General features: G+C 74.8%; 15 protein-coding genes and 1 tRNA gene. 11 read left to right on the forward strand and 5 right to left on the reverse strand.

What is annotated here, in order from left to right:
- Positions 1 to 182: 182 nt before the first annotated feature.
- The 4 genes from ACFU5J_RS17755 (at position 183) to ACFU5J_RS17770 (ending at position 1,976) form a co-directional block, all read left to right on the forward strand.
- Positions 183 to 593 carry a DUF3052 domain-containing protein gene (locus ACFU5J_RS17755; protein ID WP_430576073.1) on the forward strand — a complete coding sequence of 137 codons (411 nt, stop codon included), beginning with the start codon at positions 183 to 185 and terminating at the stop codon, positions 591 to 593.
- Positions 594 to 597: 4 nt separating this feature from the next.
- A complete protein-coding gene (locus ACFU5J_RS17760; RefSeq protein ID WP_430579612.1) occupies positions 598 to 1,074 on the forward strand; it encodes a peroxiredoxin in 477 nt (158 codons plus the stop codon).
- 77 nt (positions 1,075 to 1,151) lie between these two features.
- A tRNA-Val gene (locus ACFU5J_RS17765) sits at positions 1,152 to 1,225 on the forward strand.
- A 94-nt stretch (positions 1,226 to 1,319) separates the two neighbouring features.
- Positions 1,320 to 1,976 (forward strand): response regulator, encoded by a 657-nt coding sequence (locus tag ACFU5J_RS17770; protein WP_430579613.1) that lies wholly within the window; start codon positions 1,320 to 1,322, stop codon positions 1,974 to 1,976.
- Positions 1,977 to 1,986: 10 nt separating this feature from the next.
- On the opposite strand, the gene ACFU5J_RS17775 is transcribed toward ACFU5J_RS17770, so the two are convergent.
- The 3 genes from ACFU5J_RS17775 to ACFU5J_RS17785 form a co-directional block, all read right to left on the reverse strand.
- Positions 1,987 to 3,597 carry a GAF domain-containing sensor histidine kinase gene (locus ACFU5J_RS17775; RefSeq protein ID WP_430576070.1) on the reverse strand — a complete coding sequence of 537 codons (1,611 nt, stop codon included), beginning with the start codon at positions 3,595 to 3,597 and terminating at the stop codon, positions 1,987 to 1,989.
- Between the two features lie 80 nt (positions 3,598 to 3,677).
- Positions 3,678 to 4,265, reverse strand: a complete 588-nt coding sequence (locus ACFU5J_RS17780) for a DoxX family membrane protein (RefSeq protein ID WP_430576069.1) — start codon at positions 4,263 to 4,265, stop codon at positions 3,678 to 3,680.
- Positions 4,262 to 5,302, reverse strand: a complete 1,041-nt coding sequence (locus tag ACFU5J_RS17785) for a universal stress protein (RefSeq protein WP_430579614.1) — start codon at positions 5,300 to 5,302, stop codon at positions 4,262 to 4,264. The genes ACFU5J_RS17780 and ACFU5J_RS17785 overlap by 4 nt, the downstream gene beginning before the upstream one ends.
- A gap of 204 nt (positions 5,303 to 5,506) precedes the next feature.
- On the opposite strand from ACFU5J_RS17785, the gene ACFU5J_RS17790 reads away from it, so the two are divergent.
- Positions 5,507 to 6,502: an Acg family FMN-binding oxidoreductase gene (locus ACFU5J_RS17790; protein WP_430579615.1), complete on the forward strand. Its 996-nt coding sequence runs from the start codon at positions 5,507 to 5,509 to the stop codon at positions 6,500 to 6,502.
- Between the two features lie 51 nt (positions 6,503 to 6,553).
- Positions 6,554 to 7,159, forward strand: coding sequence for an HPP family protein (locus ACFU5J_RS17795; RefSeq protein WP_430576066.1), 606 nt, complete (start codon positions 6,554 to 6,556; stop codon positions 7,157 to 7,159).
- 9 nt (positions 7,160 to 7,168) lie between these two features.
- Here ACFU5J_RS17795 and ACFU5J_RS17800 read toward each other — a convergent pair whose 3' ends face one another.
- Together ACFU5J_RS17800 and ACFU5J_RS17805 are read right to left on the reverse strand one after the other, a co-directional pair.
- A complete protein-coding gene (locus ACFU5J_RS17800) occupies positions 7,169 to 8,098 on the reverse strand; it encodes a universal stress protein (protein WP_430579616.1) in 930 nt (309 codons plus the stop codon).
- 189 nt (positions 8,099 to 8,287) lie between these two features.
- Entirely contained in the window at positions 8,288 to 10,027 is a 1,740-nt protein-coding gene (locus ACFU5J_RS17805) for a protein kinase (RefSeq protein WP_430579617.1), read from the reverse strand.
- A gap of 214 nt (positions 10,028 to 10,241) precedes the next feature.
- On the opposite strand from ACFU5J_RS17805, the gene ACFU5J_RS17810 reads away from it, so the two are divergent.
- The 5 genes from ACFU5J_RS17810 (at position 10,242) to ACFU5J_RS17830 (ending at position 16,120) form a co-directional block, all read left to right on the forward strand.
- Positions 10,242 to 11,408, forward strand: coding sequence for an ROK family protein (locus ACFU5J_RS17810; RefSeq protein WP_430579618.1), 1,167 nt, complete (start codon positions 10,242 to 10,244; stop codon positions 11,406 to 11,408).
- 179 nt (positions 11,409 to 11,587) lie between these two features.
- On the forward strand, positions 11,588 to 12,937 hold the full coding sequence (locus tag ACFU5J_RS17815; RefSeq protein ID WP_430579619.1) for an extracellular solute-binding protein: 1,350 nt from the start codon (positions 11,588 to 11,590) through the stop codon (positions 12,935 to 12,937).
- Between the two features lie 2 nt (positions 12,938 to 12,939).
- A complete protein-coding gene (locus tag ACFU5J_RS17820; protein ID WP_430579620.1) occupies positions 12,940 to 13,926 on the forward strand; it encodes a carbohydrate ABC transporter permease in 987 nt (328 codons plus the stop codon).
- Positions 13,923 to 14,846 (forward strand): carbohydrate ABC transporter permease, encoded by a 924-nt coding sequence (locus tag ACFU5J_RS17825; RefSeq protein WP_430576060.1) that lies wholly within the window; start codon positions 13,923 to 13,925, stop codon positions 14,844 to 14,846. Before ACFU5J_RS17820 ends, ACFU5J_RS17825 begins: the two co-directional genes overlap by 4 nt.
- Positions 14,843 to 16,120 carry an alpha-L-fucosidase gene (locus tag ACFU5J_RS17830; RefSeq protein WP_430579621.1) on the forward strand — a complete coding sequence of 426 codons (1,278 nt, stop codon included), beginning with the start codon at positions 14,843 to 14,845 and terminating at the stop codon, positions 16,118 to 16,120. Before ACFU5J_RS17825 ends, ACFU5J_RS17830 begins: the two co-directional genes overlap by 4 nt.

Raw genomic sequence — 16,120 nt, forward strand, 5'->3', positions numbered from 1 at the left:
TCATGCCGGGCCTACCGGTTGTTGCGGAGGTCACTGTCCCGTCCCGGCATCCGGCAAACCTGGAGGCCACCCGGGGGTTGCCGGGCGGCGCCGCTTCCGGTGGACTACGTTGGCGCACACGACCGAAGAGCGCTTCGCGCGCGCGTCGGTATTCGTCAGACGGAGAGGAACGAAGGTCCAACGTGGGTAAGCAGGCGGAATCCCCGGTAGCTCGATTCGGGTTCGCCCCCGGCCAGGTGGTGCAGGAGTTCGGATGGGGCGACGACGTCGACGACGCGCTCCGTGCGGCGGTCGAGGAGGTCGTCGGCGGTGAGCTCGTCGACGAGGACTACGACGACGTCACCGACGGCGTCATCGTGTGGTGGCGTGACGACGACGGCGACCTCACGGACATGCTGGTCGACGTGCTGACCGTGCTGGACGACGGCGGGCTGGTCTGGCTGCTCACGCCGAAGCCCGGACGCGACGGCCACGTGGGGCACGACGAGATCCAGGAGGCCGCGACCACGGCCGGCCTGCACGCCACCAGCACCTTCGCCGTCGCGCCGGACTGGTCGGCCACGAAGCTCGCCAACCGCGGTCGCGGGCGCTGAGCCGGTGAGCGGTACCGCCCCCGAGGTGCGGTGGCGGCCCGGCGACCCCGCCCCCGACTTCACGCTCCCGGACACGCACGGGACCCCCGTGCACCTGGCCGACCTCCGGGGCGAGAACGTGCTGGTCGTGTTCTACCCGTTCGCCTTCTCGGGCATCTGTACGGGCGAGCTGTGCGAGCTGCGCGACAACATCGAGGACTTCGAGGCCGCGGGCGTGCGCCTGCTGGCCGTCTCGACCGACCCCGTCTTCGCGCTCAAGGCGTGGCAGGAGCAGGAGGGGTTCGGCTTCGACCTGCTCAGCGACTTCTGGCCGCACGGGGCCGTCGCGGAGTCCTACGGCGTCCTCGACGCCGGCAGCGGGCACGCCCTGCGCGGGTCGTTCCTCGTCGACGTCGACGGGATCGTGCGCTGGTCGGTCGTCAACCCGCGCGGGCAGCGTCGTGACCTGGAGTCCTACCGGGCGGCGCTCGCCGAGCTCTGACGCGGCCGGCGCCGGCGGCGGCGCGGCGCTGGTACCGGCGGGACCCCGGCGCCCGGTATTCTTTCCTGCGCTGCCCAGGGCCTGTAGCTCAGCTGGTCAGAGCGCCACGCTTACACCGTGGATGTCGGGGGTTCGAGTCCCTCCGGGCCCACCCTCGGCGCCGCCGCGCCGCTGACCTGCCGCTTCACCCGCCAGCGCCGCCGGGAGCGATGGTGACCCGCCCGGCGCGGGGGTAGAACGAAGCCATGGAGCGGGTGCGGGTCTACCTCCTCGACGACCACGAGCTGGTGCGGCGCGGTCTGGAGAGCCTGTTCGAGACCGAGGACGGCCTCGAGGTCGTGGGCAGCTCCGGGACGGCGGCCGAGGCGATGCGGGAGATCCCGCGCGCCCGGCCCGACGTCGCGCTGCTCGACGTGCGGCTGCAGGACGGCTCCGGGATCGAGGTCTGCCGCGAGCTGCACTCGTCGGTGCCGGGGCTCCGGGCGCTGATGCTCACGTCGTACGACGACGACGAGGCGCTGTTCTCGGCGATCATGGCGGGCGCGGCCGGCTACCTGCTGAAGGTGATCAGCGGGTCCGACGTCGTCGACGCGGTGCGCCGGGTGGCCGCCGGCCAGTCCTTGATCGACCCGGCCCTGACGGCGCGCGTGCTGGAGCGGCTGCGCGCCGGGCCCGCGCAGGCTCCCGCGCTGGCGGTGCTGAGCGCGCAGGAGCACAAGGTGCTGACCCTGATCGCGGAGGGCCTGACGAACCGGCAGATCGGGGCGCAGATGTTCCTCTCCGAGAAGACGGTGAAGAACTACGTGTCGAACATCCTCACGAAGCTCGACCTGGAGTCGAGGACGCAGGCCGCCGTCCTGGCGACCCGGCTGCTGGGAGCGCCCGAGAACGGCCCTGCCTGACGGGCGCCCCTCAGGCGGGGGCGGCGGGGCCGCCGGCACCGCGCACCGGCACGCGCCAGGTGAGCACGCTGCCGCGCGGCGCGCGGGGCGCGAGCTCGAGGGTCCCGCCGAGCTCGCGGGCACGGTCGGCGAGGTTGAGCAGCCCGCCGCGCGCCGCCGCGGGGTCGAAGCCGCGGCCGTCGTCGCCGACCGTGCAGGTCAGCTCGCCGGTGGTCGCGACGACGTCGACCCAGACGGTGCCGGCGGCCGCGTGCCGCGCGCTGTTGGACAGCCCCTCGCGCAGGACCGCGACCACGTGGTGGTGCAGCGCGCCGTCGACGACCGTGTCGACGGGCCCCTCGATCCGCAGCACCGGGGGGCGGTCCAGCACCCGGGCGTACTCCGCCACGAGCGTCTGGACCTTGGAACGCAGGGAGTCCTGCCGGCCGTGGGCCGGCCGCAGCTCGGCGATCGAGTGCCGCACCTCGCGGATGGTGGCGTCGAGGTCGTCGGTCACGGTGCGCAGGCGCTCGCGCACGTCCGGCGGGGAGCGCCGCTCGATGGCCGTGATCTGCAGCCCGAGCGCGAACAGCCGCTGGGTGACGACGTCGTGCAGGTCGCGCGCGATGCGGTTGCGCTCCGCGAGGACGGCGATCTCCTGCTGCATGGCCCTGGTGTGCCGCCGCTCCAGGACGAGGGACGCCTGGCCCGCGAAGGCGGTGACGAAGTCGGACTCCTCGGTGAGGTTCTCCGCGTAGCCGCGGCCGGGCAGCACGACGACGAGCGCGCCCCGGGTGAGCGTGTCGATGGAGAGCCGGGTCATGACGGCCTCGCCGTCGTCCGGCACCTCGGCCCAGCGGGTCTCGCTGCTCGCCATCGCGAGCATGAGGGCGGGGTGCAGGTCGGCCAGCGTGCGCGCGGGGTCGCGGGACAGGTCGCCGACGGCGGCGCGGACCGTGAACGTCCGCAGCGCGTCGGCCGGGTCGGGGGCGATCGCCAGCGCGGTCCGGCCGCCCGACGCCCGCAGGGCCGCGCGCAGCACGGCGTCGACGGCCTCGTCCGTCCCCGCGGCGCGCAGGACCGCCGCGGGCACGGCGGCGGTCGCCTCCAGCCAGCGCGCGCGCCGCTCGGCCGTGAGGAGCAGGTGGGCGTGGTCGACGGCGAGGCCGGCCAGGCTCGCGAGCGCGGCGACCGCGCGCTCGTCGTCGGCCGTGAAGGTCGGGCCGGTGGTCTTGTCCGTGAGGTACAGGTTGCCGAAGACGTGGCCCCGCACCTTCACGGGCAGCCCGAGGAAGGTGGTCATCGGGGGGTGCCCCGGCGGGAAGCCCGAGGACGACGGGTGCCGGGACAGGTCGTCGAGGCGCAGGGCCTCCTGGTGGACGATGAGGTGGCCGAGGAGCCCGCGCCCCGTCGGCAGGGGCCCGATCCGTGCGCGCTCCTCGTCGGTGACACCCTCGGCGACGAACTCGACGAGGTGCCGCCGGGAGCGGCCGATCACGCCGAGCGCCCCGTAGCGCGCGCCGGACAGCGCGCACGCGGCCCGCACCACGCCGACCAGCAGGTCGCGCAGGTCGAAGTCGGCCGCGGGGCCGCTGACCGCCTGCAGGACGGCGTCCTGCACCTCTTCCGAGGTCCTGTCCACGTGTGGAGCGTATTCCGGCCGTTCCCGCCGGGCACGGCCGACCCCCGGGGGGCGCCCGGGGGCGGTCGGGTGCGGCCCCGTCACACCAGGACGGGCCATCGACGGACCAGCGACGTGCGCTGCCACCAGCCGCCGAGCCCGAGGGTGCGTCCGGCGTCACCGAGCGCGAGGGCGACCAGGACCAGCGCGTAGACCAGGTGGTCGTCCATGAACGGGTTGTTCGCGGGCGGCAGGACCGCGGACCACATGAGCACCAGCAGGAGGGCGCCGGTCACGGCCGCGACACGCATGCCGATGCCGAGGATCAGCGCCAGACCGAGGCCCAGCAGCCCGACCATGAACAGCCAGTCCACCCACGCCTGACCGGCGAGGCCCTGGTAGAAGTCGGCGAACGGGCCGGCCGTGGCGTTCCCGAGGAACCCGGCGGTGGGCTGGCCGCCCTGGAGCCAGGCGCCGTCGGCCGGCGTCTCGTGGCCGAGGCCGAACAGCTTGTCGAGGAAGGCCCACAGGAAGATCCAGCCGAGGCAGATCCTGATGACGCCGCCGACGTACCGCAGGGCCCGCCGCGCCCCCGGCGAGATCCCGGTCGACGCCTCGTCGGGGCCGCCCGGTCGCGCGACGACCGGGGGAGCCGCGTCGTGACGACTCTCGTGCGTGCTGCTGCTCATGATGGCGATCCTCCTGAGGACGGGCCGCCGACCGACGCGGCGGCGGGGGCTCCGGCGACCGGGGCGGTGGCCGGGACGAGGAGCTGTCCGTCGTCGGCGGGCTCCGTCGCCCGCCCTTCCTCGGCGTGCGCGCGGGACGCCTCCATCGGCGGCCGCGGCGGGACGACCTCGACCGGGCACCGGGCGTGCTGGAGCACGGCCCGGGTCACGCTGCCGAGGACGGCGGCCATCATCCGCGCGCCGAGGGCGCCGTGCCCGTGGCGGCCCATGACCAGGAGGTCGGCGTCCGCGGAGCGGCGCACCAGGGTGTCGGCCACGCCCGCGTACTCGAGGTGGTTCTCGAACGGCACGTCGGGGTGCGCGCGGGCGGCGTCCGCCACGAGGGCGTCGACGATGCCGTGCGCCTGCGCGCCCCACTCCTCCTGGACCGCCCACTCGTCGACGAGGTAGCTGTAGAACGGGTCCAGGCGCCAGCAGTGCAGGACCTCCACGCGGGCGGAGCGCTGCGCGGCCACCGCGAAGGCGTGCGCGAGGACCTCCGGCGAGCACCGCGACCCGTCGACGGCGGCGACGACCCGGCCGCGGTCGTCGTCCTGCGCCCAGCCCTCGGGCACGCTCACGACGGGGCAGACGGCCCTCGCCACGACGCCGAATGTCGTGCTGCCCGTGAACATCCGCTCGACGAAGGGTGCGGAGCGGTGGCCGAGGACGACGAGGCGCGCCTGACCGCCCGCCGCGGCGAGGAGCTCGACCGCGGGCCCGAGGGCCACCTGGAGCCGCGTCGCGACCCTGCCGTCCGACAGGTCCTCCACGAGGTCGCGCGCCTCGGCGAGCAGCTGGTGCCCGACGTCGACCAGCGGGTCGCCGCGGAGCACGGGCAGCATGGGGCCGACCGGCACGACCTCGTGGATCGCGTTGATCAGCCACAGCGAGCACCCGTCCCGCTCGGCCTGGCGGACGGCGAACGCCAGGGCCCGTGCGGACTCCGGCGACCCGTCGACGCCGACGACGATCGGGCGGTCCTGCCTGGTGTCCATCGGAAGCTCCGGTCCCTCGTGGGTCGTGGACGTCTCGCTGACCCCACTCTTCGCCGGGGCGGGCCCGCTGGGCAGGGCCGTCGGCCGGGTCCCCGCCAGGGCCGTTGGTCACGGCGCGGACCCTGCCCGCGCTCCGTGGTGGCCCGGCCGGCCGGGACCTTCGCCTCTGGCAGCCCGCCGGTCGCGCGTCGCACCGTGGGACCCATGGCGGGCGACGACGGGCGCATCGGACGGATCATCGACGCGGGGACGCGGGCGCCGAGCGTGCACAACACCCAGCCCTGGGCCGTGCGGGTGCACGACGAGCGGCACCTGAGCCTGCGGGCCGACCCGGCGCGCCGGCTGCCGCGCACGGACCCGCAGGGCCGGGAGATGTTCGTCAGCTGCGGGGCGTTCCTCCTGAACCTGCGCGTGGCCGCCGCGCACGAGGGCCTGGACGCGCACGCCCGGCTCGTGCCGGACCCCGACGACCCGATGCTCGTCGCCCGCGTCGCGCTGGGCCCGCTCACCGCTCCGGGCTTCTTCGACCCGCACCTGTACGCCGCGATCGGCGCGCGCCGTACGGCGCGCGGGTCGAGGGTCTCGACGCCGCTCGACCCGGCCACGGTCGCGCTGCTGGGGCGCGCCGTGGCGCTCGAGCAGGCCGGCCTCGTCCTGGTCGGCCCGCGTGCCCCCGCCCACGGGGCGCTGGTGACCGCGATGCGCCGGGCCGAGGCCTTCGTCGTGCTGGACGGGGAGCGGCAGGAGGAGGACCGGGACTGGCTCGGCGTCCCGCGCGGCGGGCCGGACGGGGTGCCGGCCGACGCCATGGGGACGTGGTTCCGCGAACCGGTGCGCGACGTGCCCCCGGCGGGTCGCGACGAGGCCTCCGGGGCGCGGACCTTCGAGAGCGGCGCCACGGCCGTCATCGTCACGACCCGTGCGGACGGCCCGCGCGACTGGGTCGTCGCCGGCCAGGCCCTGGAGCGGATGCTCCTGGTCGCCACCACCCGGGGCGTCCAGGCGTCGTTCGCCACCCGGGTGCTGGAGGACCCCGCCACGCGCGCCGAGCTGGAGCGCGCGTGCTGCCCGGAGTCCCGGGCGCAGATGCTCCTGCGCCTCGGGTACGGCACGGGCGCGCCCGCGACGCCGCGCCGCGACCTGGACGACGTCGTCCTCGGCCCCGCGCCGGGCCCCGCGCTCGAACGTGACCGACACTGAGGTGGACCGACCACCGACCCGACCACCGACCCGACCGCCGGGAGGACCGCCGTGCTCGCCGCCGACATCATGACCACCGCCGTGGCCACCGTCGGGCCGGACGCCCGGGTGGAGGACGCGCTGCGGCAGCTGGGCGACCGCGCGGTGACCGCGCTCCCGGTCGTCGACGGCGACCGGCGCCTCGTGGGCATCGTGAGCGAGGCCGACCTCCTGGCGAGCGGGGTCGCGCGGGACCCCCGGGCGACCCTGCGGCGGGACGACGCGCCCGGCGCCGACCCCGCCCTGGTCGAGACGAGGGTGGGCGACGTCATGACGCGCGCCGTGATCACCGCCGCGCCGAACCAGGACGTCGCGGCCCTGGTCGGGACGATGCTCGCCCACGGCATCCGCTCCGTCCCCGTCGTCCTGGGGTCGCGCGTGGTCGGGATGCTCAGCCGCAGCGACGTGGTCCGCGCGCTGGCGCGCCGGGACGAGCAGGTGCGCCGGGACGTCGTGGCGCAGCTGCGGGGCGCCGGGCTCGACGACGGCGGCTGCGTGGTGGAGGACGGCGTCGTGCGGCTCAGCGGCGGGACGCCCGCCGACCTCCGCCTGGCGTCGTCGCTCGCGCGCACGGTGGCCGGCGTGCGCGCGGTCGTCGTGGACCCGCCGCTGAGCTGACCCGCCCCGTCAGCTCTTGAGGATCTCGCCGAACCGCTCGAGCACCAGCGGCGCGTGCCTCGGCACGCCCGTCATGGGCACGACCTCGACCGGGACGCCGGGTCGCCCCAGCACCGCCCGGGTGGTGGGGCCGAGCCGGCCCGGGTGCTCGAGGTCCCGTCTCCGGCGGGCCAGGAGCAGGACGTCGGCGGAGGCCGCGGCGTCGACCAGCTGCGCCGCCGGCCGGCCGGGCACGACCGTGACCTCGACCTCGACGTCCGGGAAGCTCGCCCGCCAGTCGGCGACCGTCGACTCCAGCAGCTGGGTGGCCGCCACCACCCACTCGCCGGTGACGGCCCGGTGGTGGTCGAGGGCCGCGTAGGCGTCGGGCACGTGCCAGACGTGCACCACCTGCAGCAGCGCGCCCCGCGAGGAGGCCAGCGGGAAGGCGTACGACAGGAGCTCGGCCCCGGCCGGCTCGATGCCCGCGACCACCCGACCGTGCTCGGTCGGCCGCCAGTCCCCGTCCACCACCGCCACGGGCACCGTGGCGCGTGCCGCGACGCCGGCCGTCGTGGTGCCGGTGTAGACCCGGTCGGGTCCCTGCCGCGTCTCGCGGCCGAGCACGACGAGGCTGCCGGAGGCCCCGGCGACGGCGATCTCGACCACCCGCCGCCCCTGGCGCAGCACGCCCTCGACGTCGAGCTCCGGGGCCGCGGCGCGCGCCTCGGCGACCGCGCGGCCGAGGATCTCGCGCGCAGTGCCCAGCAGGTCCTCGCGGGGGTAGTTCATGTAAGGCATCGACCCGCCGACGGGCAGCGTCGCGGGGGCGACGTGGACGACGCGCACGCCGGCCCGCCGTCGCCGTGCCTCGTGGAGCGCGTACCGGACGGCTCCGGCGCTGCGGTCGGTGCCGTCGACGGCGACGACGACGGGCGACGGGCGTTCGCGGGTGTTCATGGTGGCGTCCTTCCGGGTCGGGCCGGAGGGCGTGCCGGGGCGGACCCGTCGCACCTCGGCGGGACCCGCGGCGCGTCCCTCGGTGCCCAGCCTGGCAGGGGCTCGGGCGGCGGGACAGGGCCGTTGGTCACCGGTCGTCGGGACGCGGGCCCAGGGGGAGTCCGGGCCGATCGACCTGGGACGGTGCGGTCAGGAGGTGGTGCCGGCGTCGCCGCCCGTGCCGCCCGTGCCGCCGGCGTCGCCGGTGGGCGTGGGGTCGGGCTCCGCGGGGGCGGTGGTGGTCGGGTCGGGGTCCGGCTCGACGTCGGTGGGCGTGGGGTCCGGCTCGGTCGGCTCGTCGGTGGGCGTCGGCTTCGACGTCGGCGTCGGCGTGCTCGTCGGCGTGGGCTTGGCGGTGGGCGTGGGGGTCGCGGTGGGCGTCGGCGTGTCGGTGGGCGTCGGCGTGGGGGTCGGCGTGCTGGTCGCCGTCGGCCGCGGCCGTGACGTCTGACCCGTCTCCGGCTGCGTGGGCGGCGCGGTGGTGGGCTCGGTCGCCGTCGTGCTGGGCGACGGCGACGGGCTGTGGGTCGCGGGGACGACCGGGCGGCCGTCGTCCGGGTCGCGGAGCGACCAGAACGCGAACGCGCCCGCGGACGCCAGGAGGAGCGCGAGCACGACGACGATCGCGATGCGGCGGCCCCGACGCGCGGGCTCCTCGGCAGCGTCCTCGCCGGCGCCCGGGGCGGGGGGTCCGCCGGCGGGCGTCTCCTCGCCGGGAGCGTCGGGCGGGAGCTCCGACGGCGGCACGGCGCCGAGCTGGCGCGTGCGCTGGACCTCGGCGTCCGCGGCCGCCGCCGCGCCCGCGGCGGCGGCCATCCCGATCACCGCCGTGCGGTGCGGGTCGTCCTCGGCGATCTGGCCGAGCGTCTGGGTCTGGTCGCCGTCGGGTGTTCCGGGTGCCGCGGGCGCCGCCGGTGCGGTGGGTGCCACCGCGGCGGCCCCCAGGACGGCGGTGCCGCCCGTGCCGAGGAGCGTCGCGACGGCGCCCTCCATCGCGGCGGTCGACGCGTACCGGCGGGCCGGGTTCTTGGCCATCGCCCGGGCCACGAACCGGTCCACGGCGGCGGGGACGGCGGGGCGTCGGGCGGACGGAGCGGGAACGGGCGCCTCGACGTGGGCGCGCAGGACGTCGGCGGGCCGCGCCCGCTCGTACGGCGGGTGCCCGGTGAGGGCGAAGTACGCCAGCGCGCCGGCCGAGTACAGGTCGCTGCGGGCGTCGAGCGGCTTGCCCCGCGCCTGCTCGGGCGACATGTAGGCCGCGGAGCCGGTGACGAGGTCGCCGTCGCCGTCGCCGCCCCCGGGACCCGCGAGGCCCAGGTCGAGCAGCCCGACGGACATCGTGCCGTCCTCGTGCCGGTCGACCACGACGTTGCGCGGCCCGACGTCGCGGTGCACCAGCCCCGCGGCGTGCACGGCGCCGAGGCCGTCGAGCAGCCCGGCCACCACGGCGAGCGCCTCCTGCCAGGGCAGGCCCGTGCCGGCCGCCAGCTCCGAGAGGGGGACGCCGGGGAGGTGGCGCATCAGGAGCCAGGGGACGTTCGCGCCCGCGACCTCGTCCTCGCCGGTGTCGAGGACCTTCGCGACGCCCGGATGGTCCACCTCGGCGGACGCCGCGATCTCGCTGGCGAGCGCCGTGCGGGCCACCTCGTCGTCGACCAGGTGGGGGTGGAGGACCTTGACGAGCAGCTCCGGCTCGTCGGCCTCGGCCGCCTCGGCCGGCTCGTCGCCGTCGGCGGGGGCGTCGCTCTCGCCGGGCGCCTCGCGCGGCAGGCGCGAGGCCTCGTAGACGGTGTAGGTGCCGCCCGTGCCGAGGATGTCGCCGAGCACGTACTTCCCGCCGAGCACCACGTGCCCGCCTGCCGACTCCTCGGTCGGTTCCTCCGGTGTCATGCGGTCACCGCTGCCGGGGCTGGACGTCGTGGTGGGCGGCCGCGCGCGGGGGAGCCGGGGGCGCGGCGAACTCGGTCATTTCAGTCATGGGCCTTCACAGGATAGGTGGTGGAGGCACGAGGTGCACGACCGGGTCTTCCGGTGGACTCAACTATCAGGTAACCTGCCTGCTAGTTATCCGACGATGGTTGACGAGTTCGAGGAGGAACGCGGTATGGGCGCTGGACCGGACCGAGGCCTGTCGGTCAACGAGCGCCTGGTGGTGGACCTGCTCCTCGACCACGGACCTCTCGCCCGGCCGGCGATCGCCCGCGCGGCGGCCCTCTCGCGCCCCGCCACCGGCGACCTCGTGCAGCGGCTCCTCGACCGCGGGCTCCTCGTGACCGCCGGCGAGGCCGAGACCGTCCAGCGCGGGCCCAACGCCATGACCTACGAGGTGCGGCGGGACCTCGCGCACGTCGCCGGCGTGGAGATGCAGCCGACCCGCGTGCAGGTGGCCGTCGCCGACGTGACGGGCGCCGTGGTCGCCGAGGTCGAGGCGGAGCACGGCTCCGGGGACCGCGCGGAGGACCTGGTGGCGCGCGTCCTGGGGGAGGCCTCGGCCCAGGTCGGGATCTCCACGACGGCGCTGCGGAGCGTCGTCGTCGGGACGCCCGGCGTGGTCACCCCGGCCGGAGACATCGACTTCGTCTCCGGCCACGCGGACTGGGGCGCGGGCCAGCTGGCCCGCCTGGAGAGCGCGGTCGGTGCGCCCGTGCGCCTCGAGAACGACGTGAACCTCGCCGCCCTGGCCGAGCAGCGCCTCGGCGCGGGCCGGGAGTCCCGGAGCTTCGCGCTGATGCGGTGTGACGAAGGCCTCGGCGTGGGCATCGTCCTGGACGGCGAGCTGCTGCGCGGCGCCCACGGGTACGCGGGCGAGGTCGGCTACGTCCCGTGGGGCCGGCCCTACGGCCGGCCCGAGGCCGGCTTCCAGTCGCTGGTCGCCCGGGCCCGCCTCGCCGACCTGCTCGCGACGCACGACGTCCTGGACGCGACGCCCGAGGAGATGCTGGCCGACCCGTCGCGCCACCCCGACGTGAACGCCACCTACCTCGCCGAGGTCGCGGAGCGCTTCGCGCTCCTGTGCCTCACGGTCTGCGCGGTGCTGGACCCCGAGCGGCTGGTCCTGTCCGGCACCGTCGCCGCCGCCGGCGGGGAACGGCTCACGGACGCGATCGCCGGCAACCTCCACGACATGTCCCCGATGCGGCCGGCGGTGAGCGTCACGGCGCTCGGCGCCGGTGCGGTCGTCGCGGGCGCGGTCACCACCGCGCTCGCCCTCGCGCGGGAGGAGCTCTTCGGAGTCCCGGACCGTGTGCCCGTGCTCGGCGTCGTGCCCTGACGACGCCGAGCCGGCAGGTGCCGCGCGTCGGGACATGACCCGACGCGGACAACCGACGTCGCGAGTTGCCGCTCGCGACTGCCGGTCGGGCCGAGGCCCGGACCGGCGCGAACCCCGAAGAGAGGATCGACATGGAACTTAACACCCGTGCCCGGGGAGGGGCCCGACGCAGCGCGGCGTTGCGTGCCACGGCACTCGTCGCCCCGGCGCTGCTGCTGGCGGCCTGCGGTATCGGCGGTGGGTCGGGCGGCGGCGACGCCGCCACCATGGCCGGACCCTGCGAGCTGTCCGACGAGGTGACGAGCGGCGAGCCCGTCACCGGCGAGCCGCAGGGCGAGATCGTGCTCCAGACGACGGCCTTGAAGTCGTCGTTCAGCGAGTACTTCGACGGGGTCATCGACGCCTTCGAGAAGAAGTACCCGGGGGTGACGGTGACCTGGCAGGACGACCCCGGTGACGCGACGTTCACCCAGCGCCTCGTCACCGACGCGCAGTCGTGCGCGCTCCCCGACGTCCTGAACCTCAACCAGACGACGGCCTACGCCCTGTACAAGGAGAACTTCCTCCTCGACCTGTCCACGGCCGCGCCCGACGCGGGCGCCGACTTCATCCCGTCCCTGTGGGACTCGATGACGTTCCCCGGCTCGGACCACCACTACGTCATGCCCTGGTACTGGGGCCTGCTCGGCATCCAGACCTTCAACACCGACCTCATGACGAAGGTGGGGCTCGACCCGTCGACGCCGCCGACGACGATCATGGAGCAGTTCGACCAGTCGGCGGCGGTCGCCGAGGGCTCCGACGGCCAGGCCTACGCCTTCGCCGCCAACCCGTTCACCCGCGTGCCGTCCGACTGGCAGTTCATGGACGCGGCGATCACCACCGAGGACGAGTCGGAGTTCACCTTCGCCGACGACCCGAAGGTGCTCGCATGGGTGCAGAAGTACGCGGAGCTGTACCGGGACGGCGCGCTGCCCAAGGACACGCTGTCCAGCGACGTCGACGTCACGCAGCTCTACTCCGCCGGCGACGTCGTGTGGGGCTCGAGCATCCCCTCCTACCTGCGGTACGTGCAGGAGACCAACGAGACGACCTACGGCAAGACGGGCGTCGCCCCGCTGCTGGACGCCCGTGGCGCCGCCATCGCCGAGAGCCAGCTCGTCGCCGTGCCCTCCACGAGCAAGAACCCCGCCACCGCGCTGGCGTTCGCGCGGTTCCTGCTCGACCCGGAGAACCAGAAGGCGTTCGTCTCCGACGAGCGGGTCTCGAACTTCCCGTCCACGACCGACTCGATGGACATCCCGAAGTTCACCGACATCTCCGGCGACACGCCGCTCGACCAGGCCAACCGCCTCTCGGTGGAGCTCTCGCAGGAGGCGACCAACGCCTTCATCTACAACTGGTCCGACGCGGTGCAGTCGGCCGTCGTGTCCGAGCTGCAGCTCGCCATCTCCGGGAAGAAGGGCGCCCAGGAGGCCCTGGACGCCGCCCAGGAGAAGGCGAACCGGATCCTCGCCGACCAGGACTGACGGTGGCGACGACGAGCCCGGCGGAGGCCGGGACCCTGGCGGCCGACCGGCCGCGGACCGAGGGGCGGGGGCGCGCCCGGCGCTCCCGCCCGACCTCGGGGGCTGCGCTCTACCGTGCGTGGTGGGTGCCCCTGCTCTGGATCCTGCCCACGGTCGTCGTGATCGGGGTGTTCGGGATCTTCCCGTTCGTCAACACCGTGCTGCTGTCGTTCACGGACGCGCGCCCGCTGGGCGGCGGCGGCGACTTCGTCGGGTGGGAGAACTACGCCCGGCTGCTGGGGGACCCCGACTTCTGGCTGGCCACCCGCAACAGCGTGGTCTACGCGGTGATCGCCGTCCCCCTGCTCGTGGTGCTGCCGCTGGTCGCGGCCCAGCTCGTCTACCGGAAGCTGCCCGGCATCGGGTTCTTCCGCGCGGCCTACTACACGCCCGTGGTCGCCTCGATGGTGGCCGTCGCGCTCGTGTGGCAGAACCTCCTGAACGAGCGCGGCCCGATCAACACGGCGCTCGAGAAGTTCGGCCTGATCCACTCGCCGATCCCGTTCCTGTCGGACACCACGCTCCTGCTGCTGTCCGCCATCGCGCTCACCGTCTGGAAGGGGATCGGCTGGTACATGATCTTCTACCTCGCGGCGCTCGCGAACGTGCCCGGCGCCCTGTACGAGGCCGCCGAGCTGGACGGCGCGGGACCGGTGCGGCGCTTCGTGCACATCACCGTGCCCGGGGTGCGGCTGACGATGCTGCTGGTCGGGATCATGTCCGGCATCGGGTCGCTGCGGGTGTTCACCGAGATCTACGTGCTCGGCGGGGCCACGGGCGGGCCCGGCGGCGCGGACCGCACGCTGCCCTTCTACATCCGCGACACGGCGCTCGACCCGGTCTCCGGCAACGCGGGCTACGGCGCGGCCGTCTCCGTGGCGCTCTTCGTCCTGACCATCGGGCTCGCGATCGCCTCCCACAAGCTCGGCGGATCGGAGGACGACCAGTGACCGCCACCACCACACCCCCCGGCGTCGCGCCGGCCGCCGCGACCCGCCCCGACGGGCCGACCCGACGGCGCTCGCCGGTGCAGACCTGGCGGGACAAGGGCCGGCAGCGCGCGGTGCTCGTGCGCTACCTGGTGCTGCTGCTCGTCCTCGGGATCAGCGTGGGCCCGATCGTGTGGCAGCTCGCGTCGTCCCTCAAGGGACCGGCCGACGCCATCTTCGGCGCGTCCGCCACGTTCCTGCCGCGGGACCCCAGCCTGGACGCGTACCGCACGGTGTTCGACCAGGTGCCGATGCTGCAGTACATGCGCAACAGCCTGATCATGTGCGTGCTGACGGTGACGTCCCAGGTCGTCTTCCCGACGCTCGCCGGCTACATGCTGTCGCGGGTCGCCTGGGCAGGCCGCCGGGTCTTCTACTGGCTGCTCATCCTGTCGATGATGTTCCCGTTCGAGTCGATCATGGTGTCGCTCTACATGATGGTCCGGGACATGGGGCTCAGCGACAGCTTCGTCGGCGTCTGGCTCCCCGGGGCCATCGCCGCGGTCAACGTCCTCATCATGCGGGCCACGTTCGCCGCCGTGCCGAACGAGGTCGAGGAGGCCGCGCTGCTCGACGGCGCGAACGAGTGGACCAGGTTCCGCCGCATCTTCCTGCCCGCGGCCAAGGGGTCGATGGTCGTGGTGGTCATCAACTCGTTCATCTCGGCCTGGGACGACTTCCTGTGGCCGTTCATCGTGCTGCGCAGCGAGGAGCACTTCACCCTCGCGCTCGGCCTGGCGCGGCTCTCCGCGTCCGCCCTCTCGTTCGACCCCCGCGTCATCATGGCGGGGTCGATCATCGCCATCGCGCCCATCATGGTGCTCTTCGTCGTGCTCCAGCGGTACTTCTTCCGCGGAGTGGAATCAGGTGCAATCAAGTGATCTCTCCCTCACCGCAGCAGCTCGCCTGGCAGGACCTGGGCGTGGGCGTCTTCTTCCACGTGGGGGTCAACACCTTCCACGGCAAGGAGTGGAGCGACGGCACGCTCGACGCCGCCTCCTTCGACCCGACCGAGCTGGACGCCGCGCAGTGGGTCGAGGTGGCCCGGTCCGCTGGCGCCCGCTACGTCGTCGTGACCGCCAAGCACCACGACGGGTTCTGCCTCTGGCCGACCCGCACGACCGACTACTCGGTGGCCTCGTCCCCGTGGAGGGGCGGCCGGGGCGACGTCGTCGGCGAGCTGGCCGAGGCGTGCCGCGCGGCGGGCCTGGGCCTCGGGGTGTACCTGTCGCCCTGGGACCGGCACGCGCCGGAGTACGCCGACCCGGAGGTCTACACCCGCCTCTACGCCGAGCAGCTCCGCGAGCTGTGCACCTGGTACGGGCCGCTCGTCGAGCTCTGGTTCGACGGCGCGGGGTCCGAGGGCTACGCCTACGACTGGCCGGCCATCATGGCCGTGGCCCGGGAGCACCAGCCGGACGCCATGGTGTTCAACATGGGCGACCCGACGATCCGGTGGGTGGGCAACGAGGACGGTCTCGCGTCCGACCCGGTCGAGTACGTCGTCGACCACACGCAGATGAGCAACTACACCGTGGTGACCTCCGAGTTCACCGAGGCCCTCTACCTGCCGCCGGAGTGCGACGTCTCGATCCGGCGCGGCTGGTTCTGGGCCCCGGACGACGAGCCGAAGTCGCTCGAGCACCTGCTCGCCATCTACTACCGGTCGGTGGGGCTCGGCGCGAACCTGCTGCTGAACCTGCCGCCGGACGTCCGGGGCCTGATCCCCGACGAGGACGCCGCGCGGGTCCGAGAGCTCGGCGCCGAGGTGGAGCGCCGGTTCGGCACGCCGGTGGCGGCCGGGACGCCGTCGGACCCGGCGCCTGCGGGCCACGACGGTGACGTCGTGACCTGGACCGTGCGCTTCGACGGGCCCGTCGAGCTGGACCACCTGCGGCTGCGGGAGGACCTGCGCGAGGGCCAGCGAGCGACGGCGCACACGGTGCGGGCCGGGGGCCGGGTGCTGGCCTCCGGCGGGACGGTCGGAGCGGGCCGGATCCACCTCGTCGAGCCGGTGACGGTCGACGGGCTCACGGTGGAGCTCGCCGGGGACGGCGCCCGCCTGACGGGCGTCGAGGCGTTCCGCACCGGCGTCACGTCGGTGCCGGAGGTCCCCGCGGGGTACCTCGCCCCGACCGACTACCCGGAGGTGTGA

Origin of the sequence: Isoptericola sp. NPDC057559 (assembly GCF_042801555.1) — a bacterium.
Taxonomy (GTDB): domain Bacteria; phylum Actinomycetota; class Actinomycetes; order Actinomycetales; family Cellulomonadaceae; genus Isoptericola.